The organism is Streptomyces sp. MUM 2J (assembly GCF_022414535.1).
Classification (GTDB): domain Bacteria; phylum Actinomycetota; class Actinomycetes; order Streptomycetales; family Streptomycetaceae; genus Streptomyces.
This window is the reverse complement of sequence record NZ_JADWYM010000089.1, coordinates 1-4,546: the sequence shown is the minus strand read 5'-3', so window position 1 is coordinate 4,546 and position 4,546 is coordinate 1. Positions and strand designations below refer to the sequence as shown.

At 74.5% G+C, this 4,546-nt stretch carries 2 protein-coding genes; both read right to left on the bottom strand.

Annotated features, from left to right (window positions below):
* A partial coding sequence (locus I3F54_RS31695; protein WP_240122377.1) for a beta-ketoacyl synthase N-terminal-like domain-containing protein occupies positions 1-832 on the bottom strand: 832 nt, incomplete at its 3' end.
* Positions 833-878: 46 nt separating this feature from the next.
* A partial coding sequence (locus I3F54_RS31690) for an SDR family NAD(P)-dependent oxidoreductase (protein WP_240122376.1) occupies positions 879-4,546 on the bottom strand: 3,668 nt, incomplete at its 5' end.

Here is a 4,546-nt window from a genome sequence, read left to right as displayed (position 1 = left end):
GCACACCCACACCCTCGGCCCAACCCGTGCCGTCCGCCGACGCCGCGAACGCCTTGCACCGCCCGTCGGGGGAGAAGCCGCGCTGGCGGCTGAAGTTGACGAACTCGGTGGGCGTGGCGAGGACGGTGACGCCGCCCACCAGGGCGACGGAGCAGTCGTCGCGGCGCAGGGCCTGGGCCGCCAGATCGAGCGCCACCAGCGAGGAGGAGCAGGCGGTGTCCACGGTCACGGCCGGGCCCTCCAGGCCCAAGCTGTAGGACACCCGGCCGGAGAGCACGCTGCGTGCCGCTCCGGTCATCTTGTACGCCTCGGCCTCGCCGGGGGCGTGCTGGAGCGTCAGCTGGTAGTCGTCGGTGACGCAGCCGGCGTAGACGCCGGTGCGGCTGCCGCGCAGCGAGACCGGGTCGATGCCCGCCCGCTCCACCGCCTCCCACGCCACCTCCAGGAAGAGGCGTTGCTGCGGGTCCATCGCCAGCGCCTCGCGCGGCGAGATCCCGAAGAACTCCGCGTCGAACTCGGCAGCCTCGTTCAGGAACCCGCCCTGCCGGGTGACCGTCCGGCCGATCCGGTCCGGGTCGGGGTCGTAGAGGTTCTCGTCCCATCCGCGGTCGACGGGGAAGCCGGCGATCACGTCGGACCCGGACTCCACCACGTTCCACAGGTCCTCGGGGGACCCTACACCGCCCGGGAAGCGGCAGCTCATCCCCACGATCGCGATCGGTTCGCGGTGCCTGTCCTCGGTCTCCTTCAGACGGCGGCGCGTCTCCGTGAGTTCGACGGTCACGCGCTTGAGGTACTCCCGGAGCTTCTTCTCGTCAGGTATGGCGTTCATTCGTTCCTCGCTGATGTCGGGCAGTGTCCGCTGCCGTGCCGCCGGTTCACTGGGTTCCGAGCTCGCTGTCGATGAAGGCGAAGATGTCGTCGTCGGAGGCCTCCTCCAGCTGCGCGGCGACGGCCACGGCAGCTGCGTCCTGGCCGGTCAGCTCCGCGAGGAGGGTCTGGAGGCGGGCGCCGATCCGCTCCCGGACGGCCGGGTCGTCCCGGTGGGCGGCGATCAGGGACTGCAGCGTGTCCAGCTCCTCGTCGACGGGTGCGCTCGACGGCGCCGGTGCCATCTCGGCGTGCAGGAAGGCGCCCACCGCGGCCGGGCTGGGATGGTCGAAGACGAGGGTGGCGGGCAGCCGCAGACCGGTCACCGCACCGAGCCGGTTGCGCAGACGCACGGCGGCCAGCGAATCGAGCCCCAGGTCCTTCAGGGCACGAGCGGCGGGCACCGCCTCGGGGCCGGCGTGTCCCAGGGCGGCCGCGATCTCCGTCCTGACCAGGTCGGTCAGCAGGCGCTGCTGTTCCGTCTCGGGCAGCCCGGTCATGGACCGCCTGAGGTTGTCCGCGGCGTCCGAGCTGCCGGCGTCGCTGTCGGCGTCCGCCCGGCTGAGCACACGGTCGACCTCCGGCAGGCCGCCGAGCAGCGGGCTGGCACGGACGGCGGTGAAGGCCGGGGCGAAGAGTTCCCAGTCCACGTCGGCGACGACGTACGCCGCTTCCGCCTGCCCGATGGTCCCGGTCATGGCGTCCAGGGCGAGTTCCGGGGCCATTTCGGGCAGTCCGCGCCGGCGCAGTTGCTGTCGGCGGGCGCGTTCGGCGTCCGGGTCCGGCGTACCCGCGTCGTCGGCGGGGGTCTCCCCCCACAGGCTCCAGGCGAGCGCGGTCGCGGCCCGGCCGAGGCCCCGGCGGTGCTCGGCGAGTGCGTCCAGGTAGGCCGTGGCCGCGCCGTACGCGGCCTGACCTCCGCTGCCCCACACACCGGCGATCGAGGAGAACAGGACGAAGGCGTCCAGGGAGTCGGTTTCCACCAGTTCGTGCAGGTGCGCGGCGCCCGCGGCGGTGGCGCTCACCGCCGCGGCGAACCCTGCCGGGTCCGTCTCGGCCAGCGCGGCGGGGCGGAGTTCACCGGCGGTGTGGAACACGGCGGCCAGCGGCCGGTCCTCCGGAACGCCTGCCAGCACCGCGGCGACGGCGGCGCGGTCGCCGAGGTCGCAGGGCACCACGGTCACCCGTGTGCCCGTCGCGGAGATCTCCGCCACGGTCCGCGAGGCGCCCGGCCCTTCGGCGCCCGGGGCGTGTGTCAGCAGCAGGTGCGGGGCACCGAGGGCAGCGAGACGCCGCGCGACCCTGGCGCCCGTCCCGTCCGTTCCCCCGGTGACCAGGACGGTCCCGCGGGGTGTGAACGGAGTGCCGCCCGATCGTCCCGCTCCGGCCCGGACCAGCCGGCGTACGAGGACGCCGGCCGGCCGGACAGCCAGCTGGTCCTCCCCGGCCGGATCGGCGAGCACGGCCGTCAGACGGCGCAGCGCGCCGTCGTCCACGACGGCTGGCAGGTCGACCACACCACCGCGGAGCTGGGGGTGTTCGAGTGCCGCGGTCCGGTGCAGGGCCGCTGTCTGCGCCTGCGCCGGGTCGTCCAGGGTGTCCGAGTCCCCGGTCGTGACGGCGCCGCGGGTGAGCAGCCACAGCCGGGGCGGCTCGGCCGCGGCGCCGATCGCCTGGACCAGCAGCAGGCTCGCGATGACGCCGTCGGTCACCGTGGGGTGGCCCCGGTACGGGGCGGTGTCCAGCCCGAGGAGCGACAGCACACCCTCGGCGGGGGTGTCGCCCGCGGCCTCGGTGAGTTGCCGGGCGAGCGCGGCCCGGTCCGCGTGCGCGGGATCCACGGTGACCCGGATCGCCGCGGCGCCCCGTTCCCGCAGTGCCGCCTCGACGGAGTCGGCCAGCGGGGCCCCGGAGAGCACCGTGGGCACCACGACCAGCCAGGTGCCGAAGAGCGTCCCCTCGGCGGGCACGGTCGCCGGCCACCAGGCCGTCCGGTACCGCCAGGAGCCGACGAGGGACCGTCGGGCGCTGTCCTCGCGCCAGGTCGCCAGCGCCGGCAGCACCTCGGCGAGTGCCCCGGAGGTTCCGACGCCGAGGAGGTCCCCCAGGGCGGCGAGATCCTGTTGCCGTACCGCGGACCAGAACTGCTCGTCCTGTCCGCCGTCGTCGCCGGTCCGCGGGGCGGGCGCCTGAAGCCAGTACCGCTGCCGCTGGAAGGGGTAGGTGGGCAGGTCGACCCGGCGTGCGCCCGAGCCGGCGAACAGCGCCTGCCAGTCGAACCGGACCGCTCCGCGGCTGTGGGCCCCGGCCAGTGCCTCGGTGAGCGTGCGGGCCTGCGACCGGTTACGGCGCTGGGCGGCGAGCAGCAGGGGCGCGCCGTCGCCGGCCGGGTCCAGGCAGTCCTGTGCCATAGCGGTCAGGACGGCGTCCGGTCCCAGCTCCAGGTAGGTGTCCACGCCCTCGGCGTGCAGGGTGCGGATGCCGTCGTGGAAGCGCACCGCCCGGCGGATGTGACCGGCCCAGTAGTCCGGGGAGCAGGCTTCCTCGGCGGTGAGGATCCGGCCGGTCACGTTGGAGACGATCGGCAGGGAGGGCGGGGAGAACGCGAGCTTCGCGGCGACCGCGCGGAACTCGTCCAGCATCGGTTCCATGCGGGGCGAGTGGAAGGCGTGGCTGACCGTCAGCCGCCGGACCTTGATCCCCTCGGAGTCGAGCTTGGCGGTGATCTGCTGCACCGCCTCCTCGTCCCCCGAGATCACGACGGAGGCCGGGCCGTTGACAGCGGCGACCGACACCTCGCTCTCCAGGCCCGCCAACAGGGGGGTCACCCTGTCCTCGGCGGCCAACACGGACACCATGGCACCGCCCTGGGGCAGGGCCTGCATCAGGCTGCCGCGGGCGGCCACCAGGGTGGCGGCGTCGCCTAGGGAGAGCACCCCGGCGACATGGGCGGCGGCGAGTTCGCCGACGGAGTGGCCCATCAGGTGGTCGGGGCCGAGTCCCCAGGTCTCCAGGAGGCGGAACAGCGCCACCTCCAGGGCGAACAGCGCCGCCTGGGTGTATGCGGTCTCGTTCAGCAGGCCGGCGTTCTCCGTGCCGTCCTCGGCGAACATCACCTCCCGCAGCGGGTGGGCGAGGCTGCCGTCGAGTTCGGCGCAGACGGCGTCGAGGGCTTCGGCGAACGCGGGGAAGGCGTCGTAGAGTTCGCGCCCCATGCCGGGCCGCTGACTGCCCTGCCCGGTGAACAGGTAGGCCAGCTTGCCGTTCCGGTCGGCGACTCCTGCGAGGACCGAGGGGGCGGGCCGCCCCTCGGCCAGTGCGGTGAGGCCGTCGAGGAGTTCTGCCTCGTCCCCGCCGAGAACCACCGCGCGGTGGTCGAACGGCGCGCACGCGGCGAGGCTCGCCGCGACGTCGAGGGTCCGGGCGGCCGCGGTGTCGTTCCGGGCGATGTGCTCGCGAACCTGCGCGGCCCGGGCCGTGAGCGCTTCGGCGCTCCTGGCGGAGAGCAGCAGGGGGAGCACCGCCGGGCCCGCACCCGTGCCGGCCTCGGTGCCGGTGTCGTCGGTGGGTGCCTGTTCCAGGATGACGTGCGCGTTGGTGCCACTGATCCCGAACGACGACACCGCCGCGCGGCGCGGCCGCCCGGTCCCCGGCCACGGACGCCGCTCGGTCAGCA